The sequence below is a fragment of the Pseudomonas sp. MF6394 genome (genome assembly GCF_002018845.1).
GTDB lineage: Bacteria > Pseudomonadota > Gammaproteobacteria > Pseudomonadales > Pseudomonadaceae > Aquipseudomonas > Aquipseudomonas lactis.
In genome coordinates, this window is record NZ_MVOJ01000033.1 from 64,231 (window position 1) to 84,340 (window position 20,110).

General features: G+C 61.9%; 23 protein-coding genes. 7 read left to right on the top strand and 16 right to left on the bottom strand.

Features of this window, described 5'->3' with window-relative positions:
- Positions 1 to 46: 46 nt before the first annotated feature.
- From MF6394_RS26490 to tusD, 6 genes are all read right to left on the bottom strand, one after another.
- Positions 47 to 1,042 (bottom strand): glutathione S-transferase family protein, encoded by a 996-nt coding sequence (locus MF6394_RS26490; protein WP_078467870.1) that lies wholly within the window; start codon positions 1,040 to 1,042, stop codon positions 47 to 49.
- Positions 1,043 to 1,130: 88 nt separating this feature from the next.
- Entirely contained in the window at positions 1,131 to 2,132 is a 1,002-nt protein-coding gene (locus tag MF6394_RS26495; protein WP_047711145.1) for a glycosyl transferase family protein, read from the bottom strand.
- Positions 2,129 to 2,464 (bottom strand): TusE/DsrC/DsvC family sulfur relay protein, encoded by a 336-nt coding sequence (locus MF6394_RS26500; protein WP_078467871.1) that lies wholly within the window; start codon positions 2,462 to 2,464, stop codon positions 2,129 to 2,131. Before MF6394_RS26500 ends, MF6394_RS26495 begins: the two co-directional genes overlap by 4 nt.
- Positions 2,461 to 2,739 carry a sulfurtransferase complex subunit TusB gene (gene tusB / locus MF6394_RS26505; RefSeq protein WP_044274586.1) on the bottom strand — a complete coding sequence of 93 codons (279 nt, stop codon included), beginning with the start codon at positions 2,737 to 2,739 and terminating at the stop codon, positions 2,461 to 2,463. Before tusB ends, MF6394_RS26500 begins: the two co-directional genes overlap by 4 nt.
- Entirely contained in the window at positions 2,739 to 3,089 is a 351-nt protein-coding gene (gene tusC, locus MF6394_RS26510; protein ID WP_078467872.1) for a sulfurtransferase complex subunit TusC, read from the bottom strand. Before tusC ends, tusB begins: the two co-directional genes overlap by 1 nt.
- A 1-nt stretch (position 3,090) precedes the next feature.
- Positions 3,091 to 3,483: a sulfurtransferase complex subunit TusD gene (gene tusD, locus MF6394_RS26515; protein ID WP_032896695.1), complete on the bottom strand. Its 393-nt coding sequence runs from the start codon at positions 3,481 to 3,483 to the stop codon at positions 3,091 to 3,093.
- A 157-nt stretch (positions 3,484 to 3,640) separates the two neighbouring features.
- Here tusD and MF6394_RS26520 point away from each other — a divergent pair, with 157 nt between their 5' ends.
- Positions 3,641 to 4,816 (top strand): CaiB/BaiF CoA transferase family protein, encoded by a 1,176-nt coding sequence (locus MF6394_RS26520; RefSeq protein ID WP_078467873.1) that lies wholly within the window; start codon positions 3,641 to 3,643, stop codon positions 4,814 to 4,816.
- Positions 4,817 to 4,909: 93 nt separating this feature from the next.
- Here the strand turns inward: MF6394_RS26520 and MF6394_RS26525 are convergent, their stop codons facing one another.
- Both MF6394_RS26525 and MF6394_RS26530 read right to left on the bottom strand, forming a co-directional pair.
- The gene (locus tag MF6394_RS26525; RefSeq protein ID WP_032897884.1) at positions 4,910 to 5,404 is read right to left on the bottom strand and encodes a SprT family zinc-dependent metalloprotease; all 495 of its coding nucleotides are present in this window, start codon (positions 5,402 to 5,404) and stop codon (positions 4,910 to 4,912) included.
- Between the two features lie 128 nt (positions 5,405 to 5,532).
- Entirely contained in the window at positions 5,533 to 6,135 is a 603-nt protein-coding gene (locus tag MF6394_RS26530; protein ID WP_078467874.1) for a Yip1 family protein, read from the bottom strand.
- Positions 6,136 to 6,417: 282 nt separating this feature from the next.
- On the opposite strand from MF6394_RS26530, the gene ttcA reads away from it, so the two are divergent.
- Both ttcA and MF6394_RS26540 read left to right on the top strand, forming a co-directional pair.
- Positions 6,418 to 7,242 (top strand): tRNA 2-thiocytidine(32) synthetase TtcA, encoded by an 825-nt coding sequence (gene ttcA / locus MF6394_RS26535; protein WP_078467882.1) that lies wholly within the window; start codon positions 6,418 to 6,420, stop codon positions 7,240 to 7,242.
- A 67-nt stretch (positions 7,243 to 7,309) separates the two neighbouring features.
- Positions 7,310 to 7,981 carry a DNA-3-methyladenine glycosylase I gene (locus MF6394_RS26540; RefSeq protein WP_034127867.1) on the top strand — a complete coding sequence of 224 codons (672 nt, stop codon included), beginning with the start codon at positions 7,310 to 7,312 and terminating at the stop codon, positions 7,979 to 7,981.
- On the opposite strand, the gene MF6394_RS26545 is transcribed toward MF6394_RS26540, so the two are convergent.
- The 3 genes from MF6394_RS26545 to arsC are packed head-to-tail and all read right to left on the bottom strand — an operon-like array spanning position 7,963 to position 9,276.
- A complete protein-coding gene (locus MF6394_RS26545; protein WP_078467875.1) occupies positions 7,963 to 8,328 on the bottom strand; it encodes a DUF2069 domain-containing protein in 366 nt (121 codons plus the stop codon). The two genes, MF6394_RS26540 and MF6394_RS26545, sit on opposite strands and share 19 nt — an antisense overlap.
- Positions 8,312 to 8,926, bottom strand: a complete 615-nt coding sequence (gene wrbA, locus MF6394_RS26550) for an NAD(P)H:quinone oxidoreductase (RefSeq protein WP_003192060.1) — start codon at positions 8,924 to 8,926, stop codon at positions 8,312 to 8,314. The genes MF6394_RS26545 and wrbA overlap by 17 nt, the downstream gene beginning before the upstream one ends.
- Positions 8,923 to 9,276, bottom strand: coding sequence for an arsenate reductase (glutaredoxin) (arsC, locus tag MF6394_RS26555; protein WP_047711139.1), 354 nt, complete (start codon positions 9,274 to 9,276; stop codon positions 8,923 to 8,925). The genes wrbA and arsC overlap by 4 nt, the downstream gene beginning before the upstream one ends.
- A gap of 115 nt (positions 9,277 to 9,391) precedes the next feature.
- Between arsC and MF6394_RS26560 the strand changes: the two genes are divergently transcribed.
- Positions 9,392 to 9,853, top strand: a complete 462-nt coding sequence (locus tag MF6394_RS26560; RefSeq protein WP_003192057.1) for a TlpA disulfide reductase family protein — start codon at positions 9,392 to 9,394, stop codon at positions 9,851 to 9,853.
- A gap of 657 nt (positions 9,854 to 10,510) precedes the next feature.
- Here the strand turns inward: MF6394_RS26560 and MF6394_RS26570 are convergent.
- The 4 genes from MF6394_RS26570 to MF6394_RS26585 form a co-directional block, all read right to left on the bottom strand.
- Entirely contained in the window at positions 10,511 to 10,915 is a 405-nt protein-coding gene (locus tag MF6394_RS26570) for an META domain-containing protein (RefSeq protein WP_078467877.1), read from the bottom strand.
- Positions 10,912 to 11,352, bottom strand: a complete 441-nt coding sequence (locus MF6394_RS26575; RefSeq protein WP_003192054.1) for a hypothetical protein — start codon at positions 11,350 to 11,352, stop codon at positions 10,912 to 10,914. Before MF6394_RS26575 ends, MF6394_RS26570 begins: the two co-directional genes overlap by 4 nt.
- Positions 11,353 to 11,423: 71 nt before the next feature.
- On the bottom strand, positions 11,424 to 12,413 hold the full coding sequence (locus MF6394_RS26580; protein ID WP_078467878.1) for a 2-hydroxyacid dehydrogenase: 990 nt from the start codon (positions 12,411 to 12,413) through the stop codon (positions 11,424 to 11,426).
- A gap of 161 nt (positions 12,414 to 12,574) precedes the next feature.
- The gene (locus MF6394_RS26585; protein WP_078467879.1) at positions 12,575 to 15,328 is read right to left on the bottom strand and encodes a response regulator; all 2,754 of its coding nucleotides are present in this window, start codon (positions 15,326 to 15,328) and stop codon (positions 12,575 to 12,577) included.
- Between the two features lie 205 nt (positions 15,329 to 15,533).
- On the opposite strand from MF6394_RS26585, the gene MF6394_RS26590 reads away from it, so the two are divergent.
- Positions 15,534 to 16,262 (top strand): response regulator transcription factor, encoded by a 729-nt coding sequence (locus MF6394_RS26590; RefSeq protein WP_069557864.1) that lies wholly within the window; start codon positions 15,534 to 15,536, stop codon positions 16,260 to 16,262.
- Positions 16,249 to 17,607: a sensor histidine kinase gene (locus tag MF6394_RS26595; RefSeq protein WP_078467880.1), complete on the top strand. Its 1,359-nt coding sequence runs from the start codon at positions 16,249 to 16,251 to the stop codon at positions 17,605 to 17,607. The genes MF6394_RS26590 and MF6394_RS26595 overlap by 14 nt, the downstream gene beginning before the upstream one ends.
- A 3-nt stretch (positions 17,608 to 17,610) precedes the next feature.
- Here MF6394_RS26595 and MF6394_RS26600 read toward each other — a convergent pair whose 3' ends face one another.
- Positions 17,611 to 18,126, bottom strand: coding sequence for a DUF2062 domain-containing protein (locus MF6394_RS26600; protein ID WP_003192045.1), 516 nt, complete (start codon positions 18,124 to 18,126; stop codon positions 17,611 to 17,613).
- A 135-nt stretch (positions 18,127 to 18,261) separates the two neighbouring features.
- Here MF6394_RS26600 and MF6394_RS26605 point away from each other — a divergent pair.
- Positions 18,262 to 20,110: DNA internalization-related competence protein ComEC/Rec2 (locus tag MF6394_RS26605; RefSeq protein ID WP_078467883.1), on the top strand; the 1,849-nt coding region annotated here is incomplete at its 3' end.

Consider the following 20,110-nt stretch of genomic DNA (forward strand, 5'->3'; position numbering starts at 1 on the left):
CGTTGGCGTTATTCGCGAGCAAGCTCGCTCCTACAGGCGGTTTATGTCAGCTCCATACACCTTTGCCGTGCAATGCATGGCGATCATGCTCGGTATCAAACCCCTGCAACGGCCCCTTCGGCACAATTCCCGTCGGGTTGATCGTGCGATGGCTGGCATAGTAATGCCCCTTGATATGCTCGAAATCCACCGTCTCGGCCACCCCTGGCCACTGATACATCTCCCTTAGCCAGTTCGACAAGTTCGCATAGTCGGCAATCCGCCGCAGGTTGCATTTGAAGTGGCTGTAATACACCACATCAAAACGAATCAGCGTGGTGAACAGCCGCACATCGGCTTCGGTCAGGTACTCACCGGCCAAATAACGATGGCTGCCCAGGTGCTGTTCCAGATGATCCAGCTCGGCAAACACATCGTCAAACGCGCTTTCATACGCCTGTTGTGAGGTGGCGAAGCCTGCGCGGTACACACCGTTGTTCACGGCGGGGTAGATGCGTTCGTTGAGGGCGTCGATGGTCGGGCGCAGGGCTTGGGGGTAGAAATCCAGGGTGTTGCCGGTCAGTTCATTGAACGCGCTGTTGAACATGCGGATGATCTCCGCCGATTCATTGCTGACGATGCGCTTGAGCTGTTTGTCCCACAGCACCGGCACGGTGACGCGCCCGGTGTAGTCGGCGGTATCGGCGGTGTAGCGTTGGTGCATGAAGTTGAAACCGTCGAGGTTGTCGCCGCTGGAGCCGTGGGCCTTGTCGAAGGTCCAGCCGTTTTCCAGCATCAGCCAGCTGACCACCGAGACGTCGATCAGGCTTTCCAGGCCCTTGAGCTTGCGCAGGATCAAGGTGCGGTGCGCCCACGGGCAGGCGAGAGACACATAGAGGTGATAGCGACCGGCCTCGGCCTTGAAGCCGCCTTCGCCACTCGGGCCTGGCGCGCCATCGGCGGTCACCCAGTTGCGGCGTTGTGCCTGTTCCCGTTGGAAAGCGCCGTCTGCGCTACTTTCGTACCACTGGTCCTTCCACTGTCCGTCGATCAATAAACCCATGACTGGCTCCTTGGCTGATAAGCATTGGAGCCCAGTCTAAAGGGATGAGTTCGAACTAAAAGCGCAAAGAACCGGCGTGAATGATCGATTAAATCGATTTATTCCGTGCATCCCAGTACTGCTGAGCCAATTCGAACGCCTGTTGCCGTGGGTGGCCAAGGCCGCGCAGGGCCAACGCCATGGTGGCGATCAGCGCCAGTTGCGGGTAGCTGTCTTCAACGTCGCCGCGCCACAGCGCTTTGAGGTGCTCGGGCTCAAGCGTTGCCGGCTTGACGTGGCGCTGGTCGGAGAGGGCGGGCCACTCTTCGTCCCAGCTCTGGCCGCCAGTGGTGCCATACAAGTGACTGAGGGTGTCGGGGTTGATCTCGATCTCACCGCCGTCGCCCTTGACCACAATCACGTTGTCACCCAGCAGGCCGCTGGCATCACGATGCACGCCCTGGTAACCGGGGTGGAAAATGCTTTGCAGGCCACAGCGCGCATTCAGTGGGTTGAGCAGGCGCGCCAAGGAATGGATAGGCGAACGCAGGCCCAGGGTGTTACGCAGGTCGATCATGCGTTGCAACTGTGGCGCCCAATCACCCAGCGGGATAAACGCCAGGTTGCCGTGGGCAAAGGCGCTCTCGACCTGTTGCCAATCGCGGCACAGCGGGATGTTCAAGCTGTCCAGCAATTGTTCGGTGTACAAGCGCCCCGCGGTGTGGGCGCCGCCGCCGTGCATCAGGATGCGCACGCCGTTCTGTGCCAGGCATTTGGCTGCCAGCAGGAACCACGGCAGGTGGCGCTTTTTGCCGGCGTAGGTTGGCCAGTCGATATCCACGTTCAACGCAGGTGCGTGCAGGCGCTCACGGACCGCTTCGGTGAAACCGGCGAGTTCTTCCGGGCTTTCTTCCTTGTGGCGCAGCAGCATCAGGAAGGCGCCGAGCTGGGTGTCCTCGACCTTTTCGTCGAGCAGCATGCCCATGGCCTCCCGCGCTTCCTCACGGGTGAGGTTGCGCGCGCCGCGCTTGCCTTTGCCGAGGATGCGCACGAACTGCGCAAAGGGATGCTCTTGGGGTGTTACGAGAGTCAGGGGGGCAAAGTCGGTCATAAGCAATTCGTCGGCCTGGGCAGGCCCGCCAGCTTGGCGGCGAGTTTGGCGGGAGTGCCGTTGAACAGTTTGTTGAGGTGCAGGCTGTTGCCCTTATCCGGGCCCAGCTTCAAGGCGGTGTACTTGATCAGCGGGCGCGTGGCGGGAGACAGCTGGAATTCGGTGTAGAACTGGCGCAGCAGGGTGAGGATTTCCCAGTGTGCCGGGGTCAGCTCCAAGGCTTCGGCAGCGGCCAGGGCATTGGCCACTTCATCGGACCAGTCGTTGAGGTCGACGAGGTAGCCGTCCTTGTCCAGTTCCAGGGTGCGTGCGCCGACGGTCAGGGTGTTCATAGCCAGGTGTTGACCTTGTCGTAGTCGATGGACAGTTGCACGAAGCCTGGGTAATCGACGCTGTCAGCCCAGTCGGGCAGCGGCAGGTTGCGCGCCTGCATGTCTTCGGCCAGCACAAATACCTTCACGCCTTTGGTTTGCAGGGCGGGCGTGTGCAGGCCGTAGGCACCGTCACCACACAGCAGGATTGCGTCCTCGGCCCCACAGAGGCGCAGGCAACTGTCGAGGCGGCTGTCAGTAAACGGGGAATGAGACACCACATGTAGAGTCGACATCAGAGGGTAATCACCTGGTCGTAACGGTCAATCAGCTGGGAAATGGCTTGGCTGTCGAGCGCCTGCGCGTGGGCAGGCGGCGGCAACCCGCGTGCGGACAGGCTATGGCTGCACGCGAACACGTCGTCAATGCCGAACAAGCCCAGGGCCTGCAGGTTGGCACTCAGGTCTTTCTGTTGCACGGCTTTGGCGGCTTGGTTCGGCGCCAGTTGGAGCACACCGTCATCCAGAAACAGCAGGCCAATGGGCAGATCGAACGCGCCACCGGCCAGCACGATATCCAGCGCTTCCCGCGCACTCGGCCCGGACCACGGGGCCTGGCGGCTGATCACCAGCAAGGATTTGGACATGTCACGGCCCTCCAAAACAGATCAGGCGGTCGGCGTCCTGGATCGCGTCATGCAATTGGCCCAGGCCCGACAACGCCCAGGGGGCTTCCAGGTTGACCGCGCTGCGTTGATAGCGCGCAGCTTCCTCGGCATTCAGCACACCCCGGCGCAGAGCAGCGGCGATGCACACCACGCCGTCGAGCTGGTGCTGGCTGACAAACTCGCGCCATTGGCGCGCAGTGTCTTGCTCATCCTGGGGCGCGACAATGTTGTTGGACGCGCTGTACACGCCGTCCTGGTAGAAAAACAGCCGCACAATCTCATGCCCGCCGGCCAGCGCTGCCTGCGCGAACAACAGGGCGCGGCGCGAAGAGGGCGCGTGGGCGGCGCTATACAGTGCAATCGCGAACTTCATGGAAGACTCTGCCAACAAACGTCGGCTAATGATAAAGCCGCCGCCGCGAAAAAGCCCGCCGTGATCAAAACGGTCACTGTGGTTGATTGTTCTGACGATTGCCGGCAGGCGCCCGGCTGCCTAGTCTGTGGGTATTCGCAACCCAACTGGAGTCTCTATGTCAGGTCCCTTGGCGTCCCTCAAAGTGTTGGATTTTTCCACCTTGCTGCCCGGCCCATTTGCCTCCTTGATGCTGGCGGACATGGGCGCCGAGGTGCTGCGCATCGAATCGCCCACGCGGATGGACCTGTTGCGTGTGTTGCCGCCCCATGATCGTGGCACCTCGGCCAGCCACGCCTACCTCAACCGCAACAAACGCAGCCTGGCCCTGGACCTCAAGCAGGCCGAGGCGATCGAGATCGTGCGTGAGTTGGTCAAGGGCTATGACATCCTGCTCGAACAGTTCCGCCCCGGCGTCATGGAGCGCCTGGGCCTGGGCTATGAGGCGCTGAAGGCGATAAACCCGCGGCTGATCTACGTGTCGATCACCGGCTACGGCCAGACCGGCCCCTATAAGGACCGCGCCGGGCACGATATCAACTACCTGGCGCTGGCCGGTGTGGCCAGCCATACCGGGCGCCAGGACACCGGCCCGTTGCCCCTGGGCGTACAACTGGCGGATGTGGCGGGCGGTTCGCTGCACGCCGTGGTCGGCTTGCTGGCGGCGGTGATTGCCAGGCAGCAGAGCGGGGTGGGGCAATACCTGGATGTGAGCATGACCGATTGCTCGTTCAGCCTGAACGCCATGGCTGGGGCTGGTTACCTGGCTTGCGGGGTCGAGCCTGGGTGGGAGAACCATGTGCTCAATGGCGGGAGTTTCTACGACTACTACCGCACACGCGATGGGCGCTGGATGTCGGTGGGCAGTCTGGAGCCGGGGTTTATGCAGCAGCTGTGCGAGGCATTGGGGCGGCCGGAACTGGCGGCACACAGCGTGACGCCCGAACGCCAGGCCGTGCTCAAACAGGCGCTGCAGGTAGAGTTTGAAAAGCGCAGTTTTGACCAGTTATGTGAGTTGTTTGCCGGGGTGGATGCCTGTGTGGAGCCGGTGTTGAGTCTGAGTGAGGCGGTGGAGCATCCACAGTTGAAGGCGCGGGAGCTGGTCAGCCAGGTGCCCCGGGGGGACGGCTCGACACAAGCGCAATTGGCCTGCCCGCTGAAGTTCTCCGAGGGGTTGCCGGCGCCCAGGCATATTGGGGTGGCGGTGGGGGCGCACAGTGATGAGGTGTTGGTGGAGTTGGGGGTCGGTGTTGAGCGGATAAAGCAATTGCGCCAGGCCAAGGTTGTGGGTTGACTGAAAGGGCGCTATCGCAGGCAAGCCAGCTCCCACATTTTGATTGCGTTCACAGATCCAAATGTGGGAGCTGGCTTGCCTGCGATGAGGCCCTCATTCCACCCGAGTTTCCCCGGTAAACACCAGAGTCTGCCGACACCGCCGACACAAATACCGCCGTCCCTGGCCCACTAGCCCATGGCGCTGCGGTGAAAACGGAAAGTCACTGTCCGCACACGGGCAGCGGTAAATATAGCGAGTCACCTGCCGGCGCTTGACCTCGTAGGTGTGGCAACGGTCGGGCGGCAGTTCGTAAACCCCGCGCATGATCAGCTGCCATTCCTCGCCATGGGGCTGGATGCGCTCGCCAAACAACTGGTGGGCAATCAGGTGCGCCACTTCGTGGGCCACGGTCTGCTTGAGAAAGTGTTGGCTGTTTTCACGGTACAACTGAGGGTTGAAGCGCAGCAGGTTCTCGTGCAAATGCGCGACACCGGCTTTCTGGCCCCGCAGCTTGAGGCTGACCTGGGGGCGTTTGAAGCTTCGTTTGAAAAAGGATTCGGCTTGCAGGAAACAATCTTCGACGCGGGTATTGAGTTGCTCGGGCATGCTGTACATATCTCCAGAGACGCCCAGTATGCCGCAAAGCAGGGGGTTTCCGAATCTGTCAGGCGCCGAATGGTCATGCATAACGCACAAAGCCACCTTGCGGTGGCCTTTCCTGCGGTTTTTTTTGGTCAACTGGTGTAGATCGGCCCGACGCCCAGGCCCCAGACGATCACGGTAAAGGCCATGATCGCCACCAGCACCACCAGGCCGACGGCCAGTACCGAACTGGAAAACAGGAAGCCTTCATCCGGGTCGATACTCATGAAGGTCGGCAGCCCTACATACAACAGGTACACCGTGTAGCAGATCGCCGCCGTGCCCACCACCATGCCCAGCCACATATGCGGGTAGGGCGCCGCCAGCCCGCCGATAAACAAGGGCGTGGCGGTGTAGGTGGCAAACGCCACGCAGCGGGCCATGCTTGGGCTGGCGTCGTAGGTGCGAGCCATCCAGTGAATGAACGCGCCCATCACCGCCACGCCGCACAGCATGGCCGCGTAAGACATGAGGGTCATCCACAGCGCGCTTTCCTGGGTCAGCATCACCGGAGCGCGGTTGCCGATAACCCAGCCGACCTGGGTGGTGCCAATAAAGGCGGAAATGGCGGGAATCGCCGCGAGAATCAGGGTATGAGTGAGGTACATGTGGCCGATGCTTTCTTCTTTATCGCCACGGATTTCCCGCCATTCCTGGTCGGGATGGGTAAACAGCCCCACGACGTGATGGATCATGCCAGTCACTCCTGTCGTTATTACCATCGCCCCCCATCGGAGCGCCCACGGGCCAAATGGCCTGAAAGGTCTGGATAGAATGTGCGACCTCAAGTCGCAGTATAGGAAGGGATGACCGGAATAACCGTAGGGCCTTTAGAGCAAATTGCGCTGTAAACACGGGCGCTAATCGCGGTGCGGTCTGTCAGGATTCATGCGATCCAGCTCCCACATTGGAACTGGGCCAGTCTTGCCGGTAAAATGCTGCGCTTTTCGTCACACACCTTTGCGGATCCAAGCGCCATGGGCACTCTTACAGTCAACCAGAACAAACTGCAAAAACGCCTGCGTCGCCTGGCCGGTGAAGCAGTCGCCGATTTCAATATGATCGAGGACGGCGACAAGGTCATGGTCTGCCTCTCGGGCGGCAAAGACAGCTACACCATGCTCGACGTGTTGTTGCACCTGCAAAAGGTCGCACCGATCAAGTTCGAGATCGTGGCGGTCAACATGGACCAGAAGCAACCCGGTTTCCCTGAGCATGTGCTGCCGGCCTACCTGAAAGAACTGGGCGTGGAATACCACATCGTCGAGAAAGACACCTACTCGGTGGTCAAGGAGCTGATTCCGGAAGGCAAGACCACCTGCTCGCTGTGCTCGCGCCTGCGCCGTGGCACGCTCTATACCTTTGCCGATGAGATCGGCGCGACCAAGATGGCCCTGGGTCATCACCGCGATGACATCGTCGAGACCTTCTTCCTCAATATGTTCTTCAACGGCTCGCTCAAGGCCATGCCGCCCAAGCTGCGCGCCGATGATGGGCGCAACGTGGTGATCCGCCCGCTGGCGTATTGCAACGAGAAGGACATCCAGGCTTACTCCGACTTCAAGCAATTCCCGATCATCCCGTGCAACCTGTGCGGCTCCCAGGAAAACCTGCAGCGCCAGGTGGTCAAGGAGATGCTGATGGACTGGGAGCGCAAGACCCCAGGGCGTACCGAAAGTATCTTCCGCAGCCTGCAAAACGTGATCCCGTCGCAATTGGCCGACCGCAACCTGTTCGACTTCACCAGCCTGAAAATCGATGAGACCGCCGCATCGCGTTTCGTCAATGTAGTGAACCTCTGAGTCTTCCCAAGGCTCTAGTACACGGCGCTTGCGGGCGCCGTTTTCAATTCGACTGACAGGAGAGGGCATGCGCGATTACAAGTGGCTGCACGAATATTGTCTGAACCGTTTCGGTTCGGCGGCCAAGCTGGAAGCCCATCTGCCGGTGCCCAAGACCCCGGCGCAATTGCGCAAGATCACCGATGACCGTTACCTGTCGACCTTGGCGCTGCGAGTGTTCCGCGCCGGTTTGAAGCACAGCGTGGTCGATGCCAAATGGCCGGCGTTCGAGCAGGTGTTCTTTGGCTTCGACCCGGAAAAAGTCGTGCTCATGGGCGCCGAGCACCTGGAACGGCTGATGCAGGACACGCGCATCATTCGTCACCTGGGCAAGCTCAAGAGTGTGCCGCGCAATGCGCAGATGATCCTGGATATCGAACAGGAAAAAGGCAGCTTCGGCGCATTTATCGCCGATTGGCCGGTGACTGATATCGTCGGACTGTGGAAGTACCTGAGCAAGCACGGCCACCAGTTGGGCGGGCTGTCGGCGCCGCGATTTTTGCGCATGGTCGGCAAGGACACTTTCGTGCCGAGCGATGACGTGGTGGCGGCGCTGAATGCGCAGAAGATCGTCGACAAGGCCCCGACCAGCCTGCGCGATTTGGCGACGGTGCAGGGTGCCTTCAACCAGTGGCATGCCGAGAGTGGGCGGCCGATGTGTCAGCTGTCGATGATGTTGGCCTATACCGTCAACCATTGAAACCGCGGTGATGCCTTCGCGAGCATCTCCAGCACACCGAACCACTGGCGGTTCGGGTCATACGCCGCCAGCGCGCCCTTGATGAAATACAGGTTCACCACAAAACACATCCACGAATGCCCGCGTGCGCTGCCCATCAGTATGCCTGGCGCAAGTATCAGCAACGGCACCAGTTCGATCAGCAGGATGACCCACGGGCGCGCCCCATGCAGGTCGGCGACCAACAGGTAGTACACGCACAACAAGCCCACCAGGCCCAAAAACGCCAGCAGGCTCAGCGCGCGTGCCACCTTGACCCGTGGCTCCAGCCACTCTCGTGGCGGCAGGACCTTAGGCTTCCTGGCCACGGCCGTTCTCCAGCAGCGTGGCGGTCTTGGCCAAGCGCAGGCCCAGGGCCCGGCACAGGGTGATTTCATGTTGGTCGAGCATGCGCTTGCCATCTGGCCCGGAATGGTGGCTGGCGCCATATGGCGTGCCGCCGCCCTGGGTGTCGAGCAGGGCCTGTTCGCTGTAGGGCAGGCCGGTGATCAGCATGCCGTGGTGCAGCAGCGGCAGCAGCATCGACATCAGCGTGGTTTCCTGGCCGCCATGCAGGCTGGCGGTGGAGGTGAACACGCCGGCTGGCTTGCCCACCAACGCGCCGGTAAGCCACAGGTTGCTGGTGCCATCGAGGAAGTACTTGAGCGGCGCGGCCATGTTGCCGAACCGGGTCGGGCTGCCCAGGGCCAAGCCCGAGCAGTGCTTCAGGTCATCCAGGCTGGCATACAGCGCGCCTTCGTCGGGAATGCTTGGTGCCACCGCTTCGCACTCGGTGGAAATCGCCGGCACCGTGCGTAACCGCGCCTCCATTCCGCCTTGCTCGATACCCCGGGCAATCTGCCGGGCCATCTCGCTCACCGAGCCGTTGCGGCTGTAATACAACACCAGCACATAGGGCGTACTCACGGCAGAATCTCCAGCACGTTCTCGGGCGGGCGGCCGATGATGGCTTTATCGGCGGTTTCCAGGATCGGGCGTTCCATCAGCTTGGGATGGGCGGCGATGGCGGCGATCAACTGTGCTTCGTTCACGCTGGCATCGGCCAGGTTCAGGGTTTTGTATTCGTCTTCACCGGTGCGCAGCAGTTGGCGTGCGCTGATGCCCAGCTTTTTCAGCAGGGCCTTGATTTGCGCGGCATCCAGCGGGGTTTCCAGGTAGCGCACGACGGTCGGGGTGAGGCCGCGGGCTTCCAGCAGTTCCAGCGCACCGCGCGATTTCGAGCAGCGCGGGTTGTGATAAAGCGTCAGATCGGTCATGTGCGGGTCGCATCTTGCGTAAGGTGGCGGGTATTCTACCTGCGCTGGCGCCTGTCCTTAAACCGTAAGAGGCGATAGGCCGCAGCCAACGTTCATTTTTGCGAAGGAATACCCCATGACAAGGCGACTGATCGGTGCATTGGCGATCATCACAACCCTGCTGCTCAGCGGCTGCGGTAACGATTACGGCGTTGACCAATATGGCCAGAAAGTGGCGGCCGAACGCCTGGACAAACAGTGGCTGGTGGTCAACTACTGGGCCGAATGGTGTGGCCCGTGCCGCACGGAAATCCCCGAGCTCAATGCCCTGGCAGAACAGTTGAAAGGCCAGAATGTCGGGGTGTTTGGCGTCAACTTCGACAATGTGCAGGGTGAAGAACTCAAGGCCGCCAGCGACAAGCTGGGGATCAAGTTCACGGTACTGGCCCAGAACCCGGACGGAATTTTCGAGATTCCGCGCAGCGAGGCTTTGCCGGTGACCTACATCATCGACGATAAGGGCAAGGTGCGTGAGCAGTTGATGGGTGAGCAGACGGCGGAAGGGGTGTTGGCCAAGCTCAAGGCCTTGAAAGGCTAGAACTGTGGGAGCTGGCTTGCCTGCGATGGCCATAGGTATCTACACAACTTTGTGAGTTGTAACAGCAGACGGTAACCACGGTGCGAAGCGAGTCGCTCTTGATCTGCTTTTGATCTTAGGCGCCCCGTCAAACCACGCTGGCCGGAATTCGACAGGGATTTGGGGGGTAAACCGGCAGGGATGCCGGTTTAGCCGCCCCGCGCCATGGATGGCGCGTGGCGGCGGCCCCCCAAATCACTGGCGGATTACGGGCACACCGAGCCTAAGCGAGGTGCCGAGTGGTGGGGCAAGAGCGTTTTGCTTACTTTTGCGCTTTTCAAAAGTGAGCCGCCGTCAGGGCGGAACCCTAAGTGGCCGTTACCGCAGGAATGGATATGTACACAACACAACTGTGTTGACTGCCAAGCCGCCTTCGCGAGCAAGCCCGCTCCCACAGGTTGATCGCGGGGTGTCAGGGTAGATTGGCATCGGCTGTCAGGCCGTCACGGGAGCAAGCTCCCTCGCCACAGGTCCAGCGTCGCCTCGAAGTTGTGTAGATACCTATGCTGCGATGGCATCGCTGCGGTGTACCTGATACACCGCGTTGTCCGCATCGCAGGCAAGCCTGCTCCCACAGAACCAGAGGACACCGCGTTAATACAGGAGCGTGCGCCTAGGTCAGCCTTCTTCGAGCCATAAGCGGATTGGCTTGCCTTCGGCCGGCCAGAACCGCGTCTGCTCGATCGGCGAGATGTCCCAGCGCTGCACGCTTTGCAGGGCCTGGAAGAAGCGATGCTCTTGCTCCATCAGGGCTTCGGCGCACATTTTTCGGGTGCTGCCGACCGGGCCGAAGCTGAGCTTGTTGCCTTCGACGGTGTACGGTGCAAACCAGTGGTTGCAGCCGCCATTGCCATAGGCCCGGCCATCGGCACCCAGGGTGACGGTCAGGTGCGCGTAGTCCATCAACGGCCGCTCACCGATCCATTCCACTATGTAGCTGTGGTCGCGCTCGAGCTTGGCGCCATCGGCGGCGCAGCCTGCCAGGCTCATGCCGATTGCGGCGAGCAGCAGCCGGCCTTTCATTGCGCGGCCTGCTGGCATTTCGGGCAACGGTGCTTATCGCCTTCGCTGGCCCAGCCCAGTTCTTTGATACGCGCGTTGGCGGCCGGTTGCAGGGGTGCCTTGGTCAGCTTGGTTTCTACCGCGAATTCAAACTCCAGCACGGCGTCGCAGCTGTCGCAGTTGACCTTCCAGGTGTGAATCTCCAGTTCGCCGAACTTCGGCCCTTGGGCCATGGCGACCCACTGGCCCGCCGGGCGGATGGAGTAGCGCGCGTCACCTTCGACGGTCAGTCGCATCGACAGGGTTTTACTGCCGCGCAGGCTGACGATCAGGACGTCGCCATGTTTGATCGAACCACCGTTGCCGGTGACCTGGTAACGGCCCGGCACCAGGGCGCGGCATTCGATCAGGGTGTGTTGCGGGCTCAGCAAGCTGAAGCGGAAATCGTGTTCGGCCATGGATCCTCCAAATAGGCGCGGCATCCTATCACGGGTGCCGGCCTATCATGAGCCCGGTATGTGACCGCTGATCATCCCTCGACCAGGTTCTGCGCCCGACCATCGGCCCACGCGGCAATGTTGGCCAATGTGGTGCCGGCAATCGCCGCCAGGGCTTCACGGGTGAGGAAGGCCTGGTGCGCGGTGATGATCACGTTGGGGAAGGTCAGCAGGCGCGCGAGCACGTCGTCTTGCAGGGGCAGGTCCGAGCGGTCTTCGAAAAACAACTGCGCTTCTTCTTCGTAGACGTCCAGCCCGAGGTAGCCCAACTGGCCAAGCTTGAGTGCTTCGATCAGTGCTGGCGTATCGACCAGGCCACCGCGCCCGGTGTTGATCAGCATCGCGCCGGGTTGCATCTGCGCGAGCGAGCGGGCATTGATCAGGTGTTTGCTGTCGGCGGTCAATGGGCAATGCAGGCTGATGATCTGCGCCTCGGCCAATAGTTCAGGCAGGCTCACGTAGCGGGCGCCAAGGTCTTGCACCTGCGGGTTGGGGAAGGGGTCGTAGGCCAGCAACTGGCAGCCGAAGCCGGCCATGATCTTGGCGAAGGTCGCGCCGATCTGCCCGGTGCCGACCACGCCGACCGTTTTGCCGACCAGATCGAAACCGGTGAGCCCGTGCAGGCTGAAATCACCGTCGCGGGTGCGGTTGTAAGCACGGTGCAGACGGCGGTTGAGCGCCAGAATCAGCGCGACGGCGTGCTCAGCCACCGCGTGGGGCGAATAGGCGGGTACGCGCACGATGCTCAGGCCCAGGCGTTGGGCGGCCGGCAAGTCGACATGGTTGTAGCCCGCCGAGCGCAGGGCAATCAGGCGCGTACCGCCCTTGGCCAGTTGCTCCAGCACGGGGGCGCTGAGGTCGTCGTTGATAAAGGCGCAGACCACCTCGTGGTGTTCGGCCAGGGCCACGGTATCGAGGTTCAGGCGTGCCGGTTGGAATTGCAGTTCCAGGCCGGCCGGCAGCGGTTCGCCGAGGAAACTCTCGCGGTCGTAGGTTTGGCTGCTGAAGAGAATGACGCGCATTAAAAAGGCTCCCTGCAATTTACACATTGGAATGCTGACTGAATGTGGGAGGGGGCTTGCCCCCGATAGCGGTACATCAGCGATGGATTCGTCTACTGACACACTGCTATCGGGGGCAAGCCCCCTCCCACATTGTTGATTCGTTGCCCATGAAAACAGGGTCAGGCACTCACTCTGGCTTCACTGGCCAACCGCGCAATCGCCATGTCCAGTTCGTCCAGCGCGGCCATGGCCTTGGCGTCATCCTGTTTGAGCAGGGTTTCGGCGCGCTGGCAGGCCGCCCGCAATTGCGGTACGCCACAGTAGCGGGTGGCGCCGTGCAGGCGGTGAACGCGTTCGATCAAAGCATGGTTGTCATTGGCTTCGCGGGCGACGGTAATCGCCAGGCGATCAGCCTCCAGGGAGGCCAGCAGCATGGCGAGCATATCGGCGGCCAGGTCGGCCTTGTTGGCGGCCAGGCGCAGGCCTTCTTCGTGGTCGAGTACCAAGAGTTGCACGCCCTGGGCCGCACCTTCGTGGGTGCGCTCCGGGCCTTGGTTACGCAGCGCCAGGCCGGTCCATTTCAAGACCACCTGGGCCAATTGCCGCTCGCTGATGGGCTTGGTCAAGTAGTCGTCCATGCCGCTTTGCAGCAGGGCGCGTTTTTCGTTGGCCATGGCGTGAGCCGTGAGGGCCACCACCGGCAGCGGCGTGCCGTGGCGCTCGCTTTCCCACTGGCGGATCGCCTCGGTGCTCTGGCGGCCATCCATGCCGGGCATTTGCACGTCCATCAACACTAAATCGAAAGTTTCCTGCTTCACGGCGTCGACGGCCGCGTAACCGCTTTCCACCGCCTGCACCTTGGCGCCCATGTCTTCCAACAGGGTTTGCACCAGCAACAGGTTGGCCGGGTTGTCGTCCACGCACAGCACCCGTGGCGCACGGCTGGACAACGGCTCACCGGGTTCGCTGCGCGAAGGGCGCGGGCTGATCAGGTCGGCCAGGGAGCGGCGCAGCTTGCGCGTACAGGCGGGCTTGGCCTGCAATTGGCTGTTGGGGTTGGGCACCGATTGGTTGAACAGCATCTGCTCGGTGGTCGGGCACAGCACCAGCACCTTGCAGCCTAGGTGTTCAAGGTCCCACAGGTGTTGGTTGAGGCGCTCTGGCGGAATGTCATTGGCCGTGACACCGAGCACCGCCAGGCTGATGGCCTGTTCGGTCTGGTGGGCACTGGTGATGCCGTTGGTCAGGCTTTCCAGGGTATTGAAAGGCGTGACTTCCAGGCCGCAGTCTTCCAACTGATGTTGCAGGGCCTGGCGCGCCAGTTCGTGGTTTTCCAGCACGGCCACACGCCGCCCCAGCAGCGGCGCGGCGGGCAGGTCTTCGACGTCGTCGCGGGTTTTGGGCAGGTTCAGGCTGATCCAGAATTCGGAGCCTTCTCCCGGCGTGCTGTCGACGCCGATTTCGCCGCCCATCTGCTCGATCAACCGCTTGGAAATCACCAGGCCCAAACCGGTGCCGCCGGGCTGGCGCGACAGCGAGTTGTCGGCCTGGCTGAATGCCTGGAACAGGGCGCGCACATCCTGGTTGGACAGGCCGATGCCGGTGTCTTGCACACTGATGCGCAATTGCACGCTGTCTTCCTGCTCATCCTCGATCATCGCTCGGGCCACAATGGTGCCTTCGCGGGTGAACTTGATCGCATTGCTGATCAGGTTGGTCAAAATCTGCTTGAGCCGCAGCGGGTCGCCCACCAACGCCAGGGGCGTGTCGCGGTACACCAGGCTCACCAGTTCGAGCTGCTTGGCATGGGCGGCGGGGGCGAGGATGGTCAAGGTGTCTTGCAGCAAGTCGCGCAGGTTGAAAGGCACGCTGTCGAGCACCAGTTTGCCGGCTTCAATCTTCGAGAAATCGAGGATTTCGTTGATGATGCCCAGCAGGTTATCCGCAGATTTTTCGATAGTGCCCAGGTAGTCCAACTGGCGCGGCGACAGCTCGCTTTTTTGCAACAGGTGAGTAAAGCCGAGGATGCCGTTGAGCGGCGTGCGGATTTCATGGCTCATGTTGGCCAGGAATTCCGACTTGATGCGACTGGCTTCCAGGGCTTCCTTGCGTGCCAGGTCCAGCTCGATGTTCTGGATCTCGATGGTTTCCAGGTTCTGGCGCACGTCTTCGGTGGCCTGGTCGATGCTGTGTTGCAGCTCTTCCTGGGCATTTTGCAGGGTTTCGGCCATGCGGTTGATGCCCGACGCGAGTTGGTCCAGCTCCTGGCTGCCCAAGGGTGGCAAGCGTGTCTCCAGGTTACCGTCCTTGAGCTGGGCCACTGCTTGCTTGATCTGGCCGATCGGCGAATTGATGGTACGGCTGATACGCAGGGCGAGGGCGGCGGTGCACATCAGGCCGATGGCGATCAGTAGCAGGCTGGCGAACAGGCTGCGATAGCCACGCAGCAACATGCCATTGTGAGACAGCTCCACTTCGACCCAACCCAGCAGGCGGTCTGCCTCATCCGGAATCAACTCGCCCGCCAGGTTGCGATGGCGGCCAAACACCGGCAGTAAATAGCGAGTGGCATCGTTGCCGGTGCGCTGCAACAGGTGCGAACTGTTGCCGGTGGGCGGCTGGTTGAGCATGGTCGGGCCGGCGTGGGCCAGGGAAGAGCGGTCTGGCGCCAGGAACGACACCGCGCGCACATCCGGCTGCTCCAGGGACTGGGTCGCGATGCGCTCCAGCAGGTCGGTGTTCTTATGGCCCAGCGCAGGGGCCACCAAGGGGGCCAATTGCTCGGCGATCATTTCGCCGCGTTGCAGCAACTGGGTCTGCAGCTCCGAGAGCTGCATCCAGGTGAAATAGCCGCCCAACAACAGCGCCATCAGGCTGGTCGGTAATAAGGTCAGCAACAGTACGCGGCCTTTTATCCCCATTCTTCTAAGCACGCCACTCTCCTGCTACCACGTTGTTATCAATCATCCACGCCGGCATCCGGCCCGCGCCACCTGCGCAGTGTAGCCATTTGCGCGGCCTGGAATCTTGCAAATTAATGACATGCGGCAATCTTCGGGCCATTCGGCGCCGGGTGGCGATTGCCTGTGAACGTTTAATCTTGAATAATCAGTGATTGAGAATGACTTGCAGACGCTAATGACTCCCGCAGCAGTTGGCCTACCCAGTATCCTGACCATCGAAGACGACCCGGTGTTGGGCGCCTATGTGCACGAGCAGCTTGGCCGCAGTGGCTTCCAGGTGACCTGGTGCCGGAACGGTCAGCAGGGCCTGCAACTGGCCCGCGCCCAGGCCTTCGACCTGGTGCTGATGGACATTCTGCTGCCGGGGCTGGACGGTTTGTCGATCCTCACCCATTTGCGCCAGAGCCACGCCATGCCGGTGATCCTGATGTCGGCCCTGGGCGCTGAAGCCGATCGTATCAGCGGTTTTCGCCTGGGCGCGGACGACTATCTGCCCAAACCGTTCAGCATGGTTGAACTGTGCGTGCGTATTGAAGCGATCCTGCGCCGCGTCGCCCTGGACCGCCGACCCGAGCCGCCGCGTGCCCCGGCCCCCGAAGATACCCGGGTGCTGCACTTTGATGATGAGCGCTGCGATGTGTCCTGCCAGGACCAGTGGGCCACGCTCACGCGCAGCGAATACCGCCTGCTGGAAACCCTGCACCGCAATACCGAAGAAGTCCTCAGCAAAGCCTTCCTGTATCAGCAGGTGTTGCAGCGCGGTTATGCGCCCCATGACCGCAGCCTCGACATGCACGTCAGCCAGATCCGCCGCAAGCTCAAGGCCATCGGTTACATCGAGCGTGAAGTGCGCACCGTGTGGGGCAAGGGCTACGTGCTGAGTGGTCACGATGAAGGGCTTTGAGCGACTGCCCGGCAAACACTCGTTGTTCTGGAAGCTGGCCTGCCTGTTGATCGCCTTCTGTTTGCTGATGATTTGGCTCAGTTGGTCGTGGGGCCGCTACATGGAACAGCAGAGCGCGTACCTGTCCGACAAGTCGCGGGAGATTCTCACTGGTTATGCTGCGGGCGCCGAACTGGCGTGGAGCACACAAGGCAGCGCGGGCGTAGATGCCTGGCTGCAGCGGATGGCCGAGCGTGAAAGCACTTGGGTCGGGGTGATCGGTAATGACCTGCAGTCCCTGAGCAGCACGCCCTTGAGTGATAAGGAAAGCCAGCGCCTGACGTTCTTGCGTGGATTGGATTGGCCGGTCAGCCGGCATGTCATCGGTTTGCCCTGGATGAAGGTGCCGTTTCCGGTCGACCCTGGCGCGGGATCGCTGGTGATCGAGTTGCCGCAGCGTTTTATGCCAGGGCGCTATCAACTGTTCTGGCGAGTGGTCACCAATGGTGTGATTCCCGGTCTGTTTACCCTGTTGCTGTGCATCGGCCTCTATCGGCTGCTGATCATGCCCCTCAATCAATTGCGCGAGCAGGCCAATGCCTGGCGTGCCGACCAACTCAATACGCGGATGTCCCGGGATGCCACCAGCCGTCAGGATGAACTGGGCGAGCTGGGCCGCGCCTTTGACCACATGTCCGAACGCCTGCAGGGCACCGTGCGTTTGCAGCAGCAGTTGCTGCGCGATATGTCCCATGAACTGCGCACACCCTTGAGCCGCTTGCGGGTGGCCTGTGACAGTGAGCAAGACCTGGCCAAACTGCGCGAACGCCTGGGCCGGGAAATCGACGCCATGCAGCGCCTGGTGGAAGACAGCCTGCAACTGGCCTGGCTCGACAGCGAAACAACGCCGCTGCCCCAGGAAAATATTCAGCTCCAGGCGTTATGGGACATATTGCGTGAGAACGCGTGTTTTGAAAGCGGTTGGCCCGCATCGCGCTTGCCATGCCTGTTACCGGCGGACAGTTGGGTGCGCGGCAATCTGAATGCACTGGCCCAGGCCCTGGAAAATATCCTGCGCAACGCCATACGCCACTCGCCCAAGGGCGGCTGCGTGCAACTCGACGGCTGTCGTGAGGGCGACTATTGGCATATCTGGCTGCGGGATCAGGGCCCGGGGATTGCGGAGGGTGACTTGGAGCGCATCTTCGCGCCCTTTACCCGCCTGGACGGCTCGCGGCCCGGCGATGGCGGTTTCGGCCTGGGCCTGAGCATTGCCCGCAACGCCGTGCAGCGCCAGGGCGGTCGCTTATGGGCAGAAAACACCGGGCAGGGGCTGCGGGTGCATTTGCACTTGCTGGCCCGTTAGCGCTCAGCGCCGACGCAGTTTGCGTTTTTTCCACTGGTGCGCCACCCACCAGCGCCAGTACGCCATGGTCAGGCAATAGGCTAGGGCGCCCAAAACTACCCCCAATACCACCGAACCCAGCAAGAATGGCTGCCACAGTGTGCTCAACTGGCCGCTGATCCATTCCCACGTCAGGTTATCGGGCAAGCTGCGTGGCGGCACGTTCATCAGCCAGGCGCCGGTCATGTAGGTGCAGATGAACACCACCGGCATGGTGATGGGGTTGGTCAACCACACCAGGCTGATGGCGATAGGCATATTGCCGCGCACCGAGATCGCGAGCACTGCGGCGAGCAACATCTGCAACGGAATCGGGATAAACGCCGCAAATAAACCCACCGCCATGGCGCGCGCCACGGAGTGCCGGTTCAGGTGCCAGAGGTTGGGGTCATGCAGCAGCGTGCCAAGAAACTGTAATGACTTGTGTTCCCTGATACTGCTGGGATCGGGCATGTACCGTTTGAATAAGCGCCGGGGCATAAGGGGTCCACGTCAATTCGAGGGGCAAGTATGCCCGGATTCTATAAACAGAAAATTCAGACTTTGTGACAAAACATCATAGGCGCTGTCATTCAGCTGGCTAAGACTGAGTGGATCACGGAGAAAGGATGATCCATGAAGACAGGGATGTTGGCGTTGGCGCTGGGGTTGCTGACGTTGCGTTGGTTGCCGGCCCTGCCGCCCGGCGCCGTGCTATTGGCCATGCTGGTGCTGGCCTTGATGCTGTTGCCTTTTCGGTCCTATCCCTTGGCCTTCTTCCTGGTGGGGTTGAGCTGGGCTTGCTTCAGCGCGCAGCGGGCGCTGGATGATCGACTGCAGCCGGCCCTGGACGGGCAGACTCGCTGGGTGGAGGGGCGTGTGGTCGGCTTGCCCCAGCAGACGGGTACGGGCGTGCGCTTTGAACTGGCCGACGGCCGGTTGCGCAAGGGGCGGCTGCCCAAACGTATACGCGTGTCCTGGCACGGCGGGCCAGTGGTGAACAGCGGTGAACGCTGGCGCCTGGCGTTGACGCTCAAGCGGCCTGCGGGCCTGCTCAATTTCCATGGGGTTGACCATGAAGCCTGGCTGCTGGCCCAGCGTATCGGTGCCACTGCAACGGTAAAAGACGGTGAACGTCTCGCACCGGCCCGCAATGCCTGGCGCGATGCTGTTCGCCAGCGCCTGATGGCGGTGGATGCCCAAGGCCGCGAGGCAGGGCTGGCGGCGCTGGTGTTGGGCGATGGTTCCGGTCTGGCGCCTGAGGATTGGCAGGTGTTGCAGGACACGGGCACGGTGCATCTGCTGGTGATTTCCGGGCAGCACATCGGCTTGTTGGCGGGCTTGATCTACGGCTTGGTCGCGGTATTAGCGCGCTATGGTTGCTGGCCCCGAACCTGGCCGTGGCTGCCGTGGGCGTGCGGCCTGGCATTTGGCGCAGCACTGGGTTATGGCCTGCTGGCAGGGTTTGGCGTGCCGGTGCAGCGGGCTTGTGTGATGGTCGGCCTGGTGTTGCTGTGGCGTCTGCGGTTCCGCCATTTGGGGCTATGGTGGCCGTTGTTGCTGGCGCTGAACGGCGTGCTGGTGCTGGAGCCCTTGGCCAGCCTGCAGGTGGGGTTCTGGCTGTCGTTTGCGGCGGTCGCGGTGTTGCTGTTGGCGTTCGGCGGGCGCCTGGGGCCGTGGAGCGTCTGGCAGGCGTGGACCCGGCCTCAGTGGTTGATTGCCATTGGCTTGTTTCCGGTGTTGCTGGTGCTGGGTTTGCCCATCAGCCTCAGCGCACCGGTGGCCAATCTGTTTGCCGTGCCGTGGATCAGCCTGGTGGTGCTGCCCTTGGCGCTGCTGGGCACGGCGTTGTTGTGGGTGCCGCTGGCGGGGGAAGGTGTGCTGTGGCTGGCCGGCGGCGCGCTGGACGGATTGTTCAAGGGCCTGGCGCTGCTGGCCGGGCAATTGCCGGCTTGGGTGCCACCCGAGGTGCCGCTGGGGTATTGGCTGGTCAGCCTGATGGGCACGGTGATGTTACTGCTGCCCAAAGGGGTGCCGTTCCGAGTGCTGGGCTGGCCCATGTTGTTGATGGCCGTTTTCCCGCCCAGGGAGTGGGTGCCCCACGGACAGGTCGAGGTGCTGCAACTGGATGTCGGCCAGGGGCAGGCACTGATCCTGCGTACCCGCCACCACACGTTGCTCTACGATGCCGGGCCGCGCTCGGGGCCTGTCGACCTCGGGGCGCGCGTCGTGTTGCCGTCGTTGAAAAAACTCGGGGTAGGGCAGTTGGACATGATGCTGCTCAGCCATGCCGACGCCGATCACGCCGGTGGTGCGGCAGCAGTGGCTCGGGGGCTGCCCGTCAAACGCGTGGTGGGCGGCGAAACCGAGGGCTTGCCAGCCTTTTTCGCCACCCAGCCCTGTACCAGCGGCGAGCGCTGGGAATGGGACGGTGTGTCGTTTGAACTGTGGCCCGTCTCTTATCCCCACCTGACGCTGCCGACGA